Raw genomic sequence first — 14,335 nt, 5'->3', positions numbered from 1 at the left:
GGGCGGCCTCGCCCTCCGCGCCCCGGGGCTCCGGCCCTCGGTGCTCCGTCAGTCCCCGGCCCGGCCGGCCCGGCCGCGCCGCATCGACGCCCCGTTGGACGTCATGGTCGCCATCGAGATGGCGGCGATCCCCAGCAGGCACATCACGCCGCCCGCGATCAGGCAGGTGACGATGTTCTTGCCCCGGTCGACCTCGCCCGAGACGACCCACGGCGAGACGATCGTCCACGCGCCGAGCAGGGTGGCGGCCCAGGCCCGTGCGTGGGTGCGCTCGTACGCCGAGCCGTAGCCCGCCATCAGCACGCCGTAGGCGATGCCGACGATCAGACAGGTCACGGTGAGGGTGCTGAACGCGGTGAAGCCGACGATCCACGGCGAGGCCGCCAGGAACAGGCCGGTCAGGACGGCCAGGGCCTCGACGGCCTGGGCCCGCGGGGTCAGGGTGACCCGCTCGTAGTGCTCCCGGAGTTCGACGATGTCCGGATGGTGCTCCATGCCCATCGGCGCTTGGGTAGACACCGATACCACCTCCTCGGTTCGGAACATGGACGGGCGGCGGATCCGCTCCTCCGGATCGAGGAAGGACCCGGCCCAGTACCATTCTGGCGCCGATCGCCCGTTTTGCACCTTTTGACCAGGGCGGCTACCCTTCCGTACCCACCCCGTACCGCTGGGTGACCTCCGCCTCACCGCCCGCCCCGGGGTGGGGCACCGGTCCGGACCGGCGCCGCGCCCCGGGGCGGGCGGGATCAGAGGCCCACGGGATCAGAAGGTGAGCTTCCAGCTGTCGATGTAGCCGGTGTCCTGCGGACCCTTGTCCTGGACCTTGAGCTTCCAGGTGCCGTTGGCGGGCACCGCGGAGGCGTTCACGGTGTACGTGGTCTGCACGTTGGCCGCGGAGTCGCTGACGCCGCCGTCCTTGAGGTGGAACACCGTGCCGTTGGGCGCGACCAGGTCGAGCGCGAGGTCGCCGCGGTAGGTGTGCCGGATGTCCACGCCGACCTGCAGCGCGGCCGGCGCGTTGCCGGTGCGCCCGGTGACCGCGACGTCGGAGGTGACGGCCGCCCCGTTGTCGGGGATCTGGACGTCGGCGGTGTTCTCGAAGACGGTGCCGGTGGGCGGGGTGGTACCACCGGCGGCCAGGGTCCAGATCGCGTGGGCGATGGCGTCGCTCATCCGGTCCAGCGCCGTGTCGTTGATGTTGGCGCTGGTGTCGCAGGAGGAGTGGTAGCAGCGGTCGAACGGCTGGCCCGCCGTGCCGCCCCACTTCGCCGCCTGGGCGGTGGTCTTGGTGTAGTCGGCGCCGCTGAACAGGCCGCCGACCCGGATCCCGGCGTTCTGGAACGGGGCGTGGTCGGAGCGGCCGTCGCCCTCGAAGTCCTGCTCGGTGGTGATGCCCAGACCCGCGAAGTAGTTGCGGAACAGGGCGTCCAGCGCACTGTCGTAGCGGTAGGTGAAGTAGCCGGGGTTGGGCGAGCCGATCATGTCGAAGTTGAGGTAGGTCTCGATCTTCGAACGCTCGGTGGCGCCGAGGCCGTTGACGTAGTTCTTGGAGCCGACCATGCCGTACTCCTCGGCGCCCCACCAGCCGAACCGCAGGTGCTTGGTGGGCTTGAGGCCGGCCCGCGAGACGGCGAGCGCGGTCTCCAGGACGCCGGCCGAGCCGGAGCCGTTGTCGTTGATGCCCGGGCCGCCGGTGACGGAGTCCAGGTGGGCGCCGGCCATCACGACGTGCGAGGTGTCGCCGCCGGGCCAGTCGGCGATCAGGTTGTAGCCGGTGGAGCCGTTGTAGCTGAAGGTCAGCAGGGTCGTGGTGTAGCCGGCCGCGTCGAGCTTGCTCTTCACGTAGTCGATCGAGGCCTTGTAGCCGGACCGGCCGTGGGCCCGGTTGCCTCCGTTGGCGTTGGCTATCGACTGCAGCTGGGCCAGGTGCGCCTTGACGTTGGCGACCGGGATGTCGGGGGCCGCGACGGCGGGGGCGACGGGCGGCGCGGGGGCCGCGGGGGCCGCCGTGGCGGCCGGGGTGAGGAGGGCGGCCGCGAAGGTGACGGCGGCAGCGGCGGACAGGGCGGATCGGCGCAGGCGGGATCGCCGCGGGGCGCGCTCGGTCAAGGGGGGCTCCGGTGTCTGATGGGGCAGAACGGAAGCGCGCCGATTCGCGGGCAGCCACGGGGTGGTGAGGGGGTGTGGGGTGGTGACGGGCCGCGAAAGTTGACGCGACCATGATGATTGGGGGAACGGGCGACCCCGTCAAGAGGCAGCGGCCCGGACACCGGCCCCGACCGGGCGCGGCCGGGCCCGCCGGGGCCCGGTCAGCGCCCGGCCGGCCCCGGGTCCGCACCGGGTCGGCACGGAGTCGGCACCTGGTCCGCACCGGGTCGGCACCGGGTCCGCACGCTCAGCCCGCGGCCGGCGGCGGCTCCGGCGCCCGCGGCAGCACCGCCCGGACGACCGCCCCGCCGTCGTGGTTGCCCGTGCCGAACCGGCCGCCGAGCTCCTCGGCCCGCTCGGCCATCGAGCGCAGCCCGACCCCCGAACCGGCCCGCCGGCCGGCGCCCCCGGAGACGGCGTCCGCACCGGGCTCCGGGAACCCGCACCCGTCGTCCCAGACCTCGACGACCACCGCCTCCGGCCGCACCCGCAGGGTCAGCCGGGCCCGGCCGGCCCCCGAGTGGCGCAGCACGTTGTGCAGCGCCTCCCCGCTGATCCGCAGCGCCGCCACCTCCACGGCGGCCGGCAGCGCGGGCGGCGGGTCCGGGTCCAGCACCAGCGCGATGCGCACCCGCGGCCCGTCCAGCTCGGTGACCAGCCGGCGCAGCGCCACCGCCAGGCCCTCCCCCGCGAGCGCGGCCGGCGCCAGCCCCTCGGTGATCCGGCGCAGTTCGTCGATCGCCTGGCCGATCCCGGCCGACACCGCGCGCAGCGAGCGGGCCGCCGCGGAGTCCTCGGGCACCGCGGCCCGGGCGGTGTCCACGCCCAGCCGGAGTCCGGAGAGCGTGGGCCCGAGGCCGTCGTGCAGGTCGTGCCGCAGGCGGCGGCGCTCCTCCTCGCGGGCGAGCACGATCTGGCGGCGCCCGCGCTGGAGTTCCTCGTACATCCGCAGCGAGGCGATCGCGGGCGCGGCCTGGTCGGCGAGGAAGCGCAGCACCTCGTGGTCCTGGGCGTCCAGTTCGGGCTGGCCGGCGCGCGGCGGCGCGTACAGGTCGCCGATGACGGTGCCCTCGTAGCTGAGCGGGAACACCTGGCTGTCGGGGCCGAGGGTGCCCACGGCGGCGAGTTCGTGCGGTCCGGTGCGGGTGTGCAGGACGACCCGGGCGCCGGGCAGGCCGAGCGCGTTGACCACCGTGTCGCAGAGCAGCGGCGGGGCGTCGGCCGGGCTGACGGCGCGGCTCAGCCGCTCGGCGAGCGCCCGCACCACCTGGTAGGGACGGGCCCGGTCGCCGTAGTAGAAGCGGTCGACGGCCCGCACCACCCAGCGGGTGGTGGGCCCGAGGAGTCCGCCGATGGCGAGCGCCCCGGCCGCGAGCAGCTGTGCGCCCGTGCTGCTGGCCTGCGGCAGGGCGCGGCGCAGCGCCAGCGCGGTGCCGAGGTAGCCGGCGATCAGCAGGGCGGTGAGCGCGAGGACGCTGAGCATCCGGCGGGTCGCCCGGTCGAGGTAGCGGGAGCGGTCGCGGGTAAACGCGTAGCCGACCGCGCCGAGCATCCACAGCGCGGAGCCGGAGAAGTAGGCGACCGCGGCGACGCTCTCCGCGTGCCCGAGCCGCAGCGCGATGTTGGTGGTGACCAGCCAGACCAGGTAGGGCACCAGGACGGCGGCGACGCCGCGGTGCGGGCGGGCGGAGCGCCGCCAGCGGACGGCGGCCACGGTCAGGCTGGTCACCACCAGGCCCCAGGCGACCAGGGTGGCGTGCCACTCGTCCAGGCCCAGCGGCCCGCGCCCGGACGGCAGCAGGACGTCGCCGTAGTAGGGCAGCGGGGTGCCCAGGCGCACCGCGCACGCGTGGACGACGCTCCAGACGGCGACGGCCGCGACGAAGGCGCGGCCCGGTCCGCCGGGCAGCCGCCCCTCGGGGAGCCAGAGCGGGAGGGCGACCGAGACGAAGATGAACAGGGCGACGGAGACGAGCAGCAGGACCGCGCCGAGGGCCCGCACCTCCGGTCCGGCTCCGGCGGCGGCGCCGGCCAGCAGGACGAAGCGGGAGAGGCAGCCGCCGAGGCCGGCGGCGAGCAGGCAGCGGCCGAGGCTGCGGCCGGCCGGCGTTCCGGCCGTGGCGGCGGGGCCGGCCGGGGCGGGGACGGCGCCGGGGACCGCGGGCGGCCGGCCGGCGGCGGGCGCCGCGCGGTGCGCGAGGACGAGCAGGCCGGAGAGCGCGAAGGCGAAGCCGAGCAGGACGGTCTCGCCGTCGTGCAGGTAGAACGGGCCCGCCCAGGCGGCGTCCTGGTGGGTGACGGCGAGCAGGACCCAGCCGAGTCCGCTGAGCAGGGTCGCGGCGCAGACCCAGGCCGCCGGGGCCGTCCCGGGGCGCCGGGGCGCGGCCGGGGCGCCCGGCGGGACGGCCGGGGCCGGCGGGCGGACCCGCCGGACTCCTCCGGCGGGCCGGGCGGGCCGCAGGTGCGGCGCGGCGGGGTGCCGGGCGGGGGCGGGGGTGACCGGGGTCGCGGCCGGTTCGCTCATGAGGGCCTCCTCTCCCTCGCATCCTGCGCGTCCCGCCGTCCCGGAGGCGCGGGACGGCGGTCCGATTCCGGCCCCGGAGGCGGCGGGGCGGGCGCGGCCCCGGGGCGGGCCGCCGGCCGGACGGACCCGGGTCAGCCGTCGCCGAGGCCCATGTCGCGGGCCCGGGCCACGGCCTCGGCGCGGGTCGCGACGTGCAGCTTCTCGAAGATGTGGGTGACGTGGTTGCGGACCGTCTTCTCGGCGACCACCAGCTCGCGGGCGATCCGGCGGTTGTCCAGGCCGCGCGCCACCAGGTCGAGGACCTCCGCCTCGCGGGCGGTGAGCGCCGGGAAGAGCTGTCCGGCCTCCCGCACCCGGGCACCGGCCAGCAGGGCGGTGATCCGCTCGGCCACGTCCGCGCCGAAGACCGCGCCGCCGGCCGCGACCGTGCGCACCGCGTGCAGCACCTCCTCGCGGCCCGCGCCCTTCACCAGGTAGCCGCGGGCCCCGGCCTGGAGCGCGGCGAGCAGGCTGCCGTCGTCGTCCGCCATGGTCAGCATCAGCACCGGCGGGGCGGGCTGCGGGCCGGCGGAGAGCCGGCGGGTGGCCTCCAGACCGGAGCCGTCGGGCAGCGAGAGGTCCATCACCACCATGTCCGGACGGTGCCGGGCGACCGCCTCCGGGACGTCGCCGCAGCGCTCGGCCTCGGCGACGACGACGATGCCCTCGGCGCTCTCCAGGGCGGCCTTCAGGCCCTCCCGGAACAGCGGGTGGTCGTCGACGATCAGGACCCGGACGGGCCCCGCGGCCGGCTCCTCGTCAGGCCGGTCCTCCGGCTGCTGCGGGTCTTCGGCGGGCTGCTCTTCATCCACATGGCCGACACTACCAGCGATACTCCCGTGACCTTCCGTGACGGAAGTGACCGCGGGTGTCCGGTCCGTCGCCGGCCCGGCCGCCCGGCACCCCGCCGGGTGCGGCGCGGCCCGGGCGTGCGGGCGCCCGGACCGGGCCGCGGTGCCCGCCGGCCGGCGCGGCCGAGACCGCTGCCCCATGCGCCCGGGACGGCGGGCGGGTGAGACTGGTGCCGGCGCGCCCGGCCAGGCGACCGGCCGTCGGTGGACCCTCCCCACCCCTCCCTAGGCGGTGCCATGACCACGGTGATCCCCTTCCGGCCCCGGCCCCACGCGCCCGGCGGTGCCCTGCCCCGCCGCACCCCCGCCCAGCGCCGGCTGACCGCCGCCGCGGCCCTCACCGTGCTCTGCCTGGCGGTCGCCACCCTCTGGGCCGGCTACGTGCTGGTCCACCTCGGCGCCCCCGGGGTGGAGGCCCCCCGCGACCAGCTGGCGATCCTGCTGTACGCGCTGCCGACGGCCGGCGCGGGGATGCTGCTGCACGCCCACCGGCCGGGAAATCCGCTCGGTTGGGTGATGCTCGTCTACGCGCTGACGTCCATGCTGCCCAGCGCCGCCGCCGCGCCCGTCTGGGTGGAGGTGTCCGATCCCGGGCTCGTGGGCGCCGCCGCGGTGGTGCGCGGCGTGTGCGACACCGTCAGCGGAGCCCTGTTCTACGTGCTGCCGCTCTGGCTGCCGGCCGGCCGGCTCACCACCCGCCGGTGGTGGTGGTACATCGGCGCCGTCACCCTCTGGGTGCTCCCGGACGCGATGTCCTTCCTGAACCGGGAGACCGTCTTCGGGCACCCCAATCCGCTCGCCGGCAGCGCGCCCGCGGAGTTCTTCGGCTCCGTGTCCGACCACCTCGACAGCCTCTACGACCCGGTCAACTACCTGCTGATCGGCATCGCGGCCACCGTGCTGCTGGTGCGGCTGCTGCGGCGCAGCGCGCCCCGGCGGCGCGCGCACCTGGCCGGCATGCTGGGCGCCTACCTGCTCTGGGCGGGCATGCAGGACTACTACACCCGCCGCTACCCGTACGAGTACTGGCTGAGCTACTCGCTGTTCACGGCGGCCGGCGCGGTGTGGGCGGTGGCCGTCGCCTTCCTGGTGGTGCGCGACGGCGGGTGGCGGCTGGACCGGGCGGCCCGGTCGGTGCTGACCGGGCTGCTGCTCGCCACCGGGCTCATCGTGCTGTTCGTGGTGTGCGCGGCGGTGCTGTCCGGGTGGCTGGTGCCCGGCCGGGGCGCCGCCGCACTGCTGCTGATCGCCCTGGTCTTCACCCTGGGCGCGGGCCTGCCGAGGGCCGCCCGGTGGGCCGTCGGCCTGGTGGACCGGCTCTACTACGGCGACCGCGCCCAGCCCTACCAGGTGCTGCGGACCCTGGCCGGGCAGGTCCGGCAGGTGGTCGAGCCGGGTCTGCTGCCGGCCGCGCTCTGCACGGCGGTCGCGGAGGAGCTGAAGCTGCCGGGCGTGGGCCTGGCGGTCACCACCCGGGCGGGACGGCGGCCGCTGGCCGCGGTCGGACGGCTGGACGGGCCGGTCCGGGACTTCGCGCTGGTCCACCACGGCGCGGTGATCGGGGAGCTGACGGTCGGGCTGCGGGCGGGCGAGGAGCGGCTGGAACCGAGCGACGTCGACATCCTGCGCTCGCTCGCCGACCAGGCCTCGCCCGCCGTCGCCTCGCTGCGGCTCCAGGAGGACCTGCAGGCCAGCCGGGAGCAGATCGTCGCCGCGCGCGAGGAGGAGCGGCGCTGGCTGCGCCGGGACATCCACGACGGGCTCGGTCCGGCACTGGCCGGACTGCGGCTGCGGGTCGACAACGCGGCCTCGGCGGCCTCCGCCGTGGCTCCGGCTCCGGGGGCGGGGGCGGGGGCGGGGAGGGGGACGGGAGCGGGGACCGGAGCGGGGGCGGTGACCGGGCCGGGGGCCGGGCCGGGGGCCGACGGGGTCGCGCGGACGCTGCGGGACATCTCGGTCGACCTGGCGATGACGATCAAGGAGGTCCGCCGGATCACCGACCGGCTGGGCCCCGCCCCGCTGGGCGAGTTCGGCCTCACCCGGGCCGTCCAGCACCTGGCCGTCTCGTTCAGCGGCGACGGCCTCGCCGTCACGGCCGCGCTTGAGCCGGACCCGCTGCCCGACCTGCCCGCCGCCGTCGAGGTCGCCGCCTACCGGATCACCGCCGAGGCGCTGAACAACGTGCTGCGGCACGCCCACGCCCGGCACGTCCGGGTGACGCTGCGGGTCGACGAGGCGAACCTGACGCTGACCGTCCAGGACGACGGGATCGGCCTCGGCACCCCCGAGGAGCCCGCCGGGGGCACGTGGAGCACCGGGGGCTCCGTGGACGCGGAGGATGCGGGAACGCCCGGCGCGGACCTGGCCCGGACGGGGACGTCCGGCGGGGTCGGGCTGCGGTCGATGGCGGACCGGGCGGCCGAGATCGGCGGGCGCTGCACCGTCGACCGGCTCCCCCGGGAGAGCGGGACGCGGGTGCTGGCCGTCCTCCCCCGGCACCCGTCGCGGGAGCGCGGCACGGCCGCCTGAGCGCCCGGGGTCCGGCCTCACCGGCGCCGACCAACCCCCGCCCCCGCTCCCGGAGGACCGGGGGCGGGGGCGGGGTTCGGGGGCGGTCGGGAAGCGACCGCGGGGGTCGGATCGATCGTGGGTGATCAGCGGCAGTCCTTCTCGCCGGGCTTGCAGCGGCGCTCGGTCTCGGCGGCGGCGGCAGCGGGGGCCGGCTTGGCCACCGCGCCGACCACGGCGCTCCTGATGACCGCGGTCGCCGCGGCGACGCCGACGAGGACGGACGCGACGCCGAGCGTCTTCGATGCCGTGTTCGTTGCCATGGGAGGGGCTCCAGACTCTTCGTGCTCCGAGTGGCCGATCCGATCGACCGCTCTGCCTCCACTCTGGCCGTGGCGGTGCCCCGGGCACATGGGTCCGCCGTCCCGTTCCGGTCCCGGAAACGGGACGCGGACGGAACGGCGGACCGGCGGACCGGCGGGTCGCGCCGGTTCAGGGCAGCATCAGCACCGGCTTCACCGCCTCCCCCGCCCCCGCCGCCGCGGCCGCCTCCTCGACGTCCGCGAAGGGGTAGGTGCGCACCAGCCGGTCCACCGGCAGCCGTCCCGCCCGGAACAGGTCCACCAGGGCCGGCAGGAACCGCTCGGGCACGCTCGCCCCCTGGTTCACGCCGACGATCCTGGGTGCCCCGGCGAGCAGCCCGGGGACGTCCAGCGCCACCTCGCTGCCGGCCGGGGGCGCGCCCACCACGCCGCAGGTGCCGCCGACGGCCAGCGCTTCCACCGCCTGGCGCAGCGCCCGGACACTGCCGCTGGTCTCCAGCGTGTGCTCCGCGCCGCGGCCTCCGGTGAGGGCGCGGACCGCCGCGACCGGGTCCCCGGCGCCCGCGTCGACGACGTCGGTGGCCCCCAGCTCCCGGGCCAGTGCGAGCCGGGCCGGGCGCAGGTCGACCGCGACGATCCGCACGGCCGGCGTCGAGCGGGCCGCGAGCACGGCGGCCAGGCCGACCGCGCCCGCGCCGAACACCACCAGGGTGTCGCCCGGCCCGGGCCGCAGCACGTTGAACACCGCGCCGGCGCCGGTCTGCACGCCGCAACCGAACGGGGCGAGCAGTTCGAACGGCACCGGCGGGCCGGGCACGGGCACCGCGTTGCGTTCGGAGGCCAGCGCGTACCCGGCGAAGGAGGACTGGCCGAAGAAGTGGCCGTGCAGGGGGGCGCCGCGGTGGCGGCCCGTCCCCCGCACGGTGGCGCTGCCGTCCGGCCGCCGGCCGCCGAACAGGTTGAGCGCGCCCCAGTGGTCGCAGCGCACCGGCCGACCGGTGCGGCAGGACGGGCAGGCGCCGCAGGAGTCGAAGGTCAGCACGACGCGGTCGCCGGGCCGCACCCGGGTGACGGCGCCGCCGACCGCCTCGACGGTGCCCGCGCCCTCGTGGCCGAGGACGGCGGGCAGCGGCGCGGGCGTCCGGCCGGCCCGCACGCTCAGGTCGGTGTGGCAGATCCCGACGGCACGGATCCGCACCAGCACCTCGTCCGGGCGCGGCCCGTCCAGCCGGACGGTCTCCAGGCGGAACGGGCCGCCGGCCTCCCGCACCACGGCGGCGACGGTCCCGATCATGCGGCACCGGTCCCGTCCGGCGGGCCGTCCAGGTCGTCCCAGGGCGCGGTGGGCGTGAACAGCCGGGCGGGGGTGGAGCGTTCGTAGGCCATGCCGGGCGGCATGGCGAGCACCTCCAGCTGGAGGCCCCAGGGCGTGCGGAAGTAGACCCAGCGGTCGCCGTCGATCGGGCCGCCGACGGCGACGGTCTGGGGCTCGCCGAGCACCTCGACGCCGGGCTGCCGCCGCAGGTAGCGGACGGCGCGGTCGACGTCGTCGACGGCGATCGCCAGGTGGTGCCCGCCCCAGTCGCTGTTGGCGGGCTGCTCGCGCCGCTGGTCCGGGGCGGTGTACCGGAACAGCTCCAGGTTGGTGACCGGGCCCAGCCGCAGCATCGCGATGTGCGCCACCGCCTCCCGGTGGACGCCGAGCTGGCGGTGCATCCAGTCCGCGTCCCCGGGCGGGGCGGCGACCGGGCCGAGGCGGTAGAGCAGCCGGGCCCCCAGCACGTCGGTGAAGAAGGCGACCGCCTGGTCGAGGTCGGGGACGGTGAAGGCGACGTGGTGCACGGCGCGGGCGCCGGGGATGCCGGTCATCGCTCGCTCCTTCCGGGGGCGTACGGGGCGTGGGGGATGTGCGGGACACGGGGAGCGGGGGCGGCCGGGGCGGGCCCGGGGGCGGCCGGGGCGGGCCCGGTCCGGAGGGCGGCCTGCTCGTGGGCGGCGTCGCGCTGGTTGGCGACGGCACTCATCAGGCTCAGGCCGCCGTCGACGGTGAGCGACACCCCGGTGGTGTAGCCGGCGTCCGGCCCGGTCAGGTGGACGACGGCCGCGGCGACCTCGGCGGCCCGGCCCGGGCGCCCCATCGGGATGCCGGGCCGGGCGAGGCCGGTGAGGTCCCGGTCGTCGAGGACGCCGTTCATCCGGGTCGCGGTCTCCCCGGGGCTGACGGCGTTCACGGTGATCCCGTACGGCGCCAGCTCCAGGGCCATCACCTTGGTGAGCCCGCCCAGCCCGCCCTTGGCCGCGCAGTAGGCGGCGCCGCCCGGGATCGGCACGAACTCGTGGACGGAGGTGACGTTGACGATCCGCCCGCCGCGCCCCTGCCCGACCATCCGGCGGGCCGCCGCCTGGGCACAGGCGAAGGGCCCGGTGAGGTCCACCGCGAGGATCCGCTCCCAGTCGTCCAGGGTCTCGTCGAGCACCGGCGAACGGCGGTTGACCCCGGCGCAGTTGACCAGGACGTCGATGCCGCCGAGCTGTTCGGCGGCGCCGTGCACGGCCCGCGCCGCGGCCGCCGGTTCGGCGAGGTCGAGCGGCAGCAGCAGGGTCCGCCCGCCGGCCAGCCCGGCCGTCCGGCGGGCCGCCTCGCGGTCGGTGCGGTAGCCGATCGCCACGGTGTGCCCGGCCCGGACCAGGGCGATCGCGACGGCCCGGCCGATGCCGGAGCTGGCCCCGGTGACGACCGCCACCGGGGGCGGGGTGCTCAGCGGGGTGCCGGTGGTCATCGGGTCGCCTCCCGCGCCGGGGCGGCCGGGCGGACCTGGTAGCCGGCCCGGGCCAGGCTCGGCGCGCCCAGGTAGCCGTAGAGCGCGGCGGTCGGACCGGCCGGGGCCGTCCGGAAGCCGTGCCACTCGCCGGCCGGGACGAACACCAGGTCCCCGGCCCGGACCGGGACCTCGGTGTCCGCCGTGAGATGGGTGCCGCCGCCGGAGAGGACGAGGAAGAACTCGTCGGCGTGCGGGTGGCGGTGCAGGTCGTGACCGCCGCCGGCGCCGAAGACCGAGGCGGCCACGGTGAGCCGGTGGGCGCCGACCGTCCCGTCGGTGGCCAGCCAGCGCACCGCCATGCCGGCCGAACCGGCGATCGGCCCGTCCGGAGCGGCGGGCGGGCGGTCCGTCCCGGTCCCCCCGGTGCGGGCGGCCGGCACGCCGGGCGCGGACGGTGCGAGCGGGACGGCGGACGGGCGCCGCGCGGGCCGGTCGCCGGGCACCGCGAGGGGCCGGACGGTCAGCACCGCGGCGGGTGCGCCGGGCAGGGCGGTGATGCCGCAGGAGCTGCCGGGCGGGTGGTAGAGGCCCTCGCCCGGGCCGAGCACGCGCCCGGCCGAGCGGATCCCGCCGGAGAGCACCAGGGTCACCGACTCGCCCACCCGGGAGGGGTGGTGCTCGACGCGGACGCCGGGCGGCAGGGTCTCGACGGTCAGGCCGCCCCGGGCGGACGGCAGGTGCTGCGGATCGATCAGCCGCCGGAAGGCGGGGGCCGTCCGGGGGACGGCCGCGGGTACGAGGATCACGCGAAGTCTCCTTCGGTGGCGGGTGACGGGATGGCCGGGGTGACGGCGGTGGCCGTGGCCGTGGCGGGAGGGGTGGTGGCGGGCCGGCCGGCGCCGCCGAAGTCGAGGAGCACCTTGGGCGGGCCGCTGCGCCCGCCGGCCAGCAGCCGGAACGCCGCCGGCCCGGCGGACGGCGGCAGCACGGCGGCGATCAGTGGTCCCGCCGTCAGGACGCCGTCGCCGAACAGCCGCAGGGTGCGGTCGTAGTGGTCGAGGCCGTGCCGCACGCCGATCACCTCCAGGCCCCGCAGGGCGAGCTGCCCCGGGGAGAAGTCCGGGCACGGCCGGCCGGCCACCCCGATCACGGCGAGCCGGCCGCCCGGTTCGAGCAGGTCCAGGCCGAGCGCGAACGCCTCCGTCGCACCCGCGGCCTCGACCGCGAGCGAGTACCGCCCCGGTCCCTCGGCCCGCGCCTGCTCGGGGCTCAGGGCGCGGCGCGCGCCGCAGCGCAGCGCCAGCCGCCGGCCGGCCGGGTCGATGCCGACCGCGTCCACCGACTCGCCCAGGCGGGCGGCGAGCTGGACGGCGAGCAGGCCCATGGTGCCGGTGCCGAGGACGGCCACCCGGTCGCCGAGCCCGCAGCGGGCCCGTTCCAGCCCGGCCACCACGGTGACCGCCGGCTCGACCAGCACGGCCGCCCGGTCGGACACGTGGCCGGGGATCCGGGACAGCGAGCGTTCCGGCAGGGTCACGTACTCGGCGGCCGCGCCGGGGCGGCCGTAGAGCCCGACCTCGGTCAGCCGCTCGCAGAGCGGGCGGCTCCCGCACCGGCACATCCGGCACAGGCCGCAGTGGACCATGGTGTGGCCCACCACCCGGTCGCCGGGCACGAACTCGGTGACCGCCCCGCCGACCTCGGCGACCGTGCCGCACCACTCGTGCCCCGGGACCAGCGGGTAGCGGGCCCGGCCGTCGAGCAGGTAGGCGGCGGTGCCGTGGAGCAGTTCGAGGTCGGTGCCGCAGAGGCCGACCAGGGAGGTGCGCACGGTGACGGTGTCGGGCCCGGGCGGCGCCGGTCGCGGGACCCGGGCGAGGACCACCCGGTGCGGCGCCTCGAACCGCAGCGCCGCCATGGTGCCGGGCGCCCGGGTGCCCCCGGCCCCCGCCGGGGTGGCGGGGGCCGGGACGGCTGCCCCGGTGCGGCCGGTCACGGCCGGCTCCGCCGGTCGGAGCGCCGCCGGGCCTGCGAGCGCCTGGTGGCGACGGTGCGGCCGGGCGCCGCCAGGGCGAGGCAGAGCACCTCCGCACCGAGCGGGCCGGCCTCCAGGAGGAGCCCGTGGCCCCGGGTCGCCAGCAGCAGGTCGCCGTCGGCGGCCAGGTGGTCCGGCTCGTCGGCGGCCCGGCCGACGAGCAGCGAGCCGCGCACCACGAACAGCACGGTCTCGCCGTCGGGCCGCCCCGGCAGCGCGTGGTGGGCGCCGGGGCTGAGCCGCAGGTGGTCGAAGCTCTCGCAGGCGCTGGCGAGCATGGAGCGGCGCGCCAGGCAGCGCACGCGGACGCGTTCGCCGTGCGGGCCGAGGATGACGGCGGCCGAGGCCGTCGCGGTGGTGACGATCACCGGGGCTCGCCTCCCTTCGGGCTCGGAGGGGTGTCGGGACGGTCGGGGTGGTCGGCGGCCCGGCGGTCACGCTGCCGGGCGGGGCGGCCGGTGGCGGGGCGTTCGGCCGCGGGACGGCCGGTGGCGGGACGCCCGGGCGCGGGAGGCTCGGGCGCGGGAGGCTCGGCGGTCGGGCGGTCCGCCGCCGGGTGGGCGATCGGCCCGCCCGGGCGGCCGGCGACGGAGAGCACCGCGTGGAAGTACTCCAGGCCGGCGGTGCCGGCGGTGAGCACGGTGCGCGCGCCGAGCGGCAGGGTCACGGCGGTGCCCTCGACCAGCGGGATGGCGGAGTCCGTTCCGGTCCCGCTGCCCGGGTCGGCCCCGGGCACCGTGGCGGTGCCGGAACCCGCCGTGACGTAGAGGGCGCGCTCGACGCCCTCGGCGGCGACCGCGGTGCTGCGGCCCGGGTCGAGCCACTGCAGTCCGACGACGCGCAGCGGTCCGGTCAGCACCCGGCTGGGATCGACGGCGCCGCGCCGGCGGAGGTCGGTGATGACGGTGCCCGTCATGACGGGGACTCCTTCGCTGTCCTTCGGTCCGTGTGCCGGGCCGTTTCCGGTCTCCACCGTGTGCCGCCTGCCGTCCCGGCCGCACGGGTGCCCGGTCCCGTCCCCGGTCCCGTCCGGCGCCCGGCCGCCGTCCGGGCCGGTCCCGGGCCCCGGGAGCGCCGGGCCGGGACCGGGGCGGGGATGTCTCGGGGCGGTCCCGGGACAGCGCCTGCGGCCGGCTCCGGGG

At 77.7% G+C, this 14,335-nt stretch carries 13 protein-coding genes; 1 reads left to right on the top strand and 12 read right to left on the bottom strand.

Annotation, left to right across the window (positions count from 1 at the left end; translation table 11 throughout):
- Positions 1–48: 48 nt before the first annotated feature.
- The 4 genes from ACFCX4_RS26085 to ACFCX4_RS26070 form a co-directional block, all read right to left on the bottom strand.
- Positions 49–519: an SPW repeat protein gene (locus ACFCX4_RS26085; RefSeq protein WP_376146971.1), complete on the bottom strand. Its 471-nt coding sequence runs from the start codon at positions 517–519 to the stop codon at positions 49–51.
- Positions 520–765: 246 nt separating this feature from the next.
- Positions 766–2,112, bottom strand: coding sequence for a M28 family metallopeptidase (locus tag ACFCX4_RS26080; RefSeq protein ID WP_376146968.1), 1,347 nt, complete (start codon positions 2,110–2,112; stop codon positions 766–768).
- A 286-nt stretch (positions 2,113–2,398) separates the two neighbouring features.
- Positions 2,399–4,675 (bottom strand): sensor histidine kinase, encoded by a 2,277-nt coding sequence (locus ACFCX4_RS26075; protein ID WP_376146965.1) that lies wholly within the window; start codon positions 4,673–4,675, stop codon positions 2,399–2,401.
- 131 nt (positions 4,676–4,806) lie between these two features.
- Entirely contained in the window at positions 4,807–5,442 is a 636-nt protein-coding gene (locus ACFCX4_RS26070; protein ID WP_376146974.1) for a response regulator, read from the bottom strand.
- 360 nt (positions 5,443–5,802) lie between these two features.
- On the opposite strand from ACFCX4_RS26070, the gene ACFCX4_RS26065 reads away from it, so the two are divergent.
- Positions 5,803–8,094: an ATP-binding protein gene (locus tag ACFCX4_RS26065; protein WP_376146963.1), complete on the top strand. Its 2,292-nt coding sequence runs from the start codon at positions 5,803–5,805 to the stop codon at positions 8,092–8,094.
- A gap of 125 nt (positions 8,095–8,219) precedes the next feature.
- On the opposite strand, the gene ACFCX4_RS26060 is transcribed toward ACFCX4_RS26065, so the two are convergent.
- The 8 genes from ACFCX4_RS26060 to ACFCX4_RS26025 form a co-directional block, all read right to left on the bottom strand.
- Positions 8,220–8,396, bottom strand: a complete 177-nt coding sequence (locus tag ACFCX4_RS26060) for a hypothetical protein (protein ID WP_376146960.1) — start codon at positions 8,394–8,396, stop codon at positions 8,220–8,222.
- A gap of 169 nt (positions 8,397–8,565) precedes the next feature.
- A complete protein-coding gene (locus tag ACFCX4_RS26055) occupies positions 8,566–9,690 on the bottom strand; it encodes an NAD(P)-dependent alcohol dehydrogenase (protein ID WP_376146957.1) in 1,125 nt (374 codons plus the stop codon).
- Positions 9,687–10,265 (bottom strand): VOC family protein, encoded by a 579-nt coding sequence (locus ACFCX4_RS26050; protein WP_376146954.1) that lies wholly within the window; start codon positions 10,263–10,265, stop codon positions 9,687–9,689. Before ACFCX4_RS26050 ends, ACFCX4_RS26055 begins: the two co-directional genes overlap by 4 nt.
- Positions 10,262–11,176 carry an SDR family oxidoreductase gene (locus ACFCX4_RS26045; RefSeq protein WP_376146951.1) on the bottom strand — a complete coding sequence of 305 codons (915 nt, stop codon included), beginning with the start codon at positions 11,174–11,176 and terminating at the stop codon, positions 10,262–10,264. The genes ACFCX4_RS26050 and ACFCX4_RS26045 overlap by 4 nt, the downstream gene beginning before the upstream one ends.
- On the bottom strand, positions 11,173–11,964 hold the full coding sequence (locus ACFCX4_RS26040; protein WP_376146948.1) for a cupin domain-containing protein: 792 nt from the start codon (positions 11,962–11,964) through the stop codon (positions 11,173–11,175). Before ACFCX4_RS26040 ends, ACFCX4_RS26045 begins: the two co-directional genes overlap by 4 nt.
- Positions 11,961–13,154, bottom strand: a complete 1,194-nt coding sequence (locus ACFCX4_RS26035; protein ID WP_376146945.1) for a zinc-binding dehydrogenase — start codon at positions 13,152–13,154, stop codon at positions 11,961–11,963. The genes ACFCX4_RS26040 and ACFCX4_RS26035 overlap by 4 nt, the downstream gene beginning before the upstream one ends.
- On the bottom strand, positions 13,151–13,561 hold the full coding sequence (locus ACFCX4_RS26030; protein ID WP_376146942.1) for a hypothetical protein: 411 nt from the start codon (positions 13,559–13,561) through the stop codon (positions 13,151–13,153). The genes ACFCX4_RS26035 and ACFCX4_RS26030 overlap by 4 nt, the downstream gene beginning before the upstream one ends.
- Positions 13,558–14,109, bottom strand: coding sequence for a hypothetical protein (locus ACFCX4_RS26025; RefSeq protein ID WP_376146939.1), 552 nt, complete (start codon positions 14,107–14,109; stop codon positions 13,558–13,560). The genes ACFCX4_RS26030 and ACFCX4_RS26025 overlap by 4 nt, the downstream gene beginning before the upstream one ends.
- Between the last annotated feature and the right edge of the window lie 226 nt (positions 14,110–14,335).

The sequence above is a fragment of the Kitasatospora sp. NPDC056327 genome (assembly GCF_042261735.1).
Classification (GTDB): Bacteria; Actinomycetota; Actinomycetes; order Streptomycetales; family Streptomycetaceae; genus Kitasatospora.
The sequence above is the reverse complement of the archived record's forward strand: the minus strand, read 5'-3'. Positions and strand labels throughout refer to the sequence as shown.

Bases quoted from the DNA above. Each gene is read 5' to 3' on its own strand.
- ACFCX4_RS26065 (WP_376146963.1), top strand. From the start codon at position 5,803: ATGACCACGGTGATCCCCTTCCGGCCCCGGCCCCACGCGCCCGGCGGT.
- ACFCX4_RS26045 (WP_376146951.1), bottom strand. From the start codon at position 11,176: ATGACCACCGGCACCCCGCTGAGCACCCCGCCCCCGGTGGCGGTCGTC.
- ACFCX4_RS26055 (WP_376146957.1), bottom strand. From the start codon at position 9,690: ATGATCGGGACCGTCGCCGCCGTGGTGCGGGAGGCCGGCGGCCCGTTC.
- ACFCX4_RS26060 (WP_376146960.1), bottom strand. From the start codon at position 8,396: ATGGCAACGAACACGGCATCGAAGACGCTCGGCGTCGCGTCCGTCCTC.
- ACFCX4_RS26025 (WP_376146939.1), bottom strand. From the start codon at position 14,109: ATGACGGGCACCGTCATCACCGACCTCCGCCGGCGCGGCGCCGTCGAT.
- ACFCX4_RS26075 (WP_376146965.1), bottom strand. From the start codon at position 4,675: ATGAGCGAACCGGCCGCGACCCCGGTCACCCCCGCCCCCGCCCGGCAC.
- ACFCX4_RS26050 (WP_376146954.1), bottom strand. From the start codon at position 10,265: ATGACCGGCATCCCCGGCGCCCGCGCCGTGCACCACGTCGCCTTCACC.